General features: G+C 61.9%; 3 protein-coding genes. 2 read left to right on the forward strand and 1 reads right to left on the reverse strand.

Features of this window, described 5'->3' with window-relative positions; translation table 11 throughout:
• Positions 1–409 (forward strand): LLM class flavin-dependent oxidoreductase (locus K8V11_RS13520; protein ID WP_303915342.1); only part of this gene is annotated, 409 nt, incomplete at its 5' end.
• Positions 410–412: 3 nt separating this feature from the next.
• Here K8V11_RS13520 and K8V11_RS13525 read toward each other — a convergent pair.
• Positions 413–1333, reverse strand: coding sequence for a hypothetical protein (locus tag K8V11_RS13525; protein ID WP_303915344.1), 921 nt, complete (start codon positions 1331–1333; stop codon positions 413–415).
• 166 nt (positions 1334–1499) lie between these two features.
• Between K8V11_RS13525 and ppk2 the strand changes: the two genes are divergently transcribed.
• On the forward strand, positions 1500–2480 hold the full coding sequence (gene ppk2 / locus K8V11_RS13530; protein WP_303915347.1) for a polyphosphate kinase 2: 981 nt from the start codon (positions 1500–1502) through the stop codon (positions 2478–2480).
• Positions 2481–2789: the final 309 nt, after the last annotated feature.

The following is a 2789-nucleotide window of genomic DNA, read 5'->3' on the forward strand; positions in this document are numbered from 1 at the left end:
CGCGGGTTCGCGGTTGGATGCGCTGGCGCGGGACATGTCGATCATCGAATCTCGCTGGGGCAAGCTCAATCCGGCGCCTACGCGCAAGATTCCCGTGCTCATTGGTGGAGGCGGCGAGAAGAAGACGCTGCGAATCGTCGCGAAGCATGCCGATATCTGGCACAGCTTCTCCGACCCCGAGACGCTCGAACGCAAGCTCCGGATCCTCGCCGAGCACGGCAAGGCTGTCGGGCGGGATACTTCCGAGATCGAGATTTCCACCGAGGTCGGCAAGCGCGAGGTGGAGGAAGTAGAGCAGGTACGTGCGCTCGGCGCATCCCTGTTCACGGTTGGACTCTCGGGGCCGGACTACGACGTCGACGCCGTGCGCAAGTGGATTGCCTGGAGGGACGAGCAGAACGCGAAGTAGGCGCTAGCTCGGCGAGAGGAACTCCTTGCCTTCGGATTCGCTGATGCACCTAAAGGTGTAGCCAGCCTCCGCGACCATTCCCGCCGATGGGGTGCCGCACATCCAGCCATCGAATTCTCGAGTGCCGGAGTTTCCGTACTGGGCGATGTCCTCTTGGGTCATGTTCGTGATGATCTGGGTGTACCGAGCGGACACTTCTTTGACCTCTTCGCAGCCCATCGGGGTCGAGCCGGTGATCTGCATCGTGATCGGTTCGCCGTAGGCCATCTGGATTCCCGGGCAAGTGGTATCCGCTGCGGCACTCGAGGCCGTGGCGCTCGGTTTGTTGAGGCCGGGCGCCTCCGAGTGCACGGCGCCGTCGGCGTATTCGAAAGACTCCTTCTTCGTTTCGCAGCTCATCGACGTAGCGCTCTCGGCCGTGCACGAGATGCCGTCGACTATGAGAGTTTGGCCCGGCTCCAGCACCTTGAGGTCGGAATTGTGGCCGCCTTCCAGAGGGTTGTAGCGATACTCGAACCCGCTGTCGGGAGACGACAGAGCGATCATATTGGCTGGCTGAGGCGAAGGAATATTGTCTTCTTCTACCAGTGGCGGGTCGCTGAGCGTGAGATCACAGTGCAATGCCACATTGGTCTGCGAATTGAACCAGCAGCCGTCCGTGCTCCCTTGGAGACGGAAAGCATGTTTGCCGCCGGGAAGTTCGAATTCCGCGGGCTGCAGGATGCGAGAGTCCACCGACGTCGTGGTCGGAGAGGACGCCGCTTCGCTCGCACTCGTTGATGAGCTGCTCGACGACGCGGACGCGGTTGTCATCGGTGCAGCAGTGTCGTCGGGCTCGGAGGAGCAGCCGGCGGCGACGAGGAGCGCCGATGTGCCGAACAGGGCGGCAACGGCACGAAGGGACGAACGAGAGAAAGAGCGCATGGAACTCCAGAGTCCGTGTGGCATGTGGGCGACTTTCACATTCTGCGGAGGTGACACTACCCAGGTGCGAACGTTGTCGCCGAGGAACCGTTGGATAAGGAACGGGGTGTACACGAATCTCGTGGCAAACGCGGCGCCTCCGACGTCATAAACATAAGCTCTTTGCATGAGCGAGAAGAAGAGGGACGAAGACAAGAAGGCTTCGGCGAAGAAGCCGACGAAGGCTGCGGGCAAGAGCAGAACGAAGGCCTCGGGCAAGGCCGAAGTGAAAGCGAGTGCGAAGAAGGCTGATTCCAAGAAGTCGGGGGCGAAGGCGAGCAAGAAGTCGAAGAAGGACACGCTGCCCAGCGGCCTGGAGAAACTTCCGAAGAAGGCCTACAAGAAGGAAATCAAGCGGCTGCAGGCGGAGCTCGTCGAGATGCAGGCGTGGGTCAAGGACACCGGCAGTCGGATGGTGGTGATCTTCGAGGGGCGTGACGCCGCCGGCAAGGGCTCGGCGATCAAGCGGATCACGCAGTACCTCAACCCTCGGCACGCGAAGGTCGTCGCGCTGCCCGCGCCGACCGAGCGGCAGACGACGCAGTGGTACTTCCAGCGTTACATCGAGCATCTCCCGGCTGCAGGGGAGATCGTGATCATGGACCGGTCCTGGTACAACCGCGCCGGGGTCGAGCGGGTCATGGGATTCTGCACCACCGACGAGTATCGCCGCTTCCTGCACCAGGCGCCGATCTTCGAGCGGCTCCTCGTCGAGGACGGGATCATGCTGCGCAAGTACTGGTTCTCGGTGTCCGACGAGGAGCAGGAGCGCCGCTTCCGCGACCGCGCCTCCGACCCGATGCGGCGATGGAAACTCTCGCCGATGGACATCGAGTCGATCAACCGCTGGGAGGAGTATTCGCGGGCGAAGGACGAGATGTTCGTGCACACGGACATTCCGGAAGCGCCCTGGTACACGGTCGAATCCGAGGACAAGAAGCGCTCGCGCATCAATGTGATGAGCCACCTGCTTTCCACTGTCCCGTGGGAGCGGCTCGACCCGCCGAACCTGGAGATTCCTGAACGCACGTCGACCGGAACTTATGAGCGTCCACCGCGCGAGGAGTTCAAGTACGTTCCGGATGTCGCGGCTAAGTTGCTCGATTAGGGGTTGATTCGCGGGGGTGGAAAGTAACGAATTGGGAACTTTTGCGATCTATTAGGGTTAGTGCAGAATTCCTTTATTCGGATCGGTGAGAGGTAGGGCTGTGGCGCGGCAGAGTAGCGGACCCCGGAATTTTCGAGCTTGGACGTCGGCATTGGTAGCCGGCGTTCTCGTGGCCTCTACGCCGATGGTGGTGTCCGCGCCGGTCGCTGCGGCTCAGTCCGAGGTCATCGCGAACCCGTCGGGCTCGGCCGACGCCATCGAGGACGGCATCCGTTCGAGCCTCGGACTCATCGCCAACGGCTCCGCCTT

It is taken from the genome of Dietzia timorensis (assembly GCF_020742175.1).
In the GTDB taxonomy this organism is placed as follows: Bacteria; Actinomycetota; Actinomycetes; order Mycobacteriales; family Mycobacteriaceae; genus Dietzia; species Dietzia timorensis_A.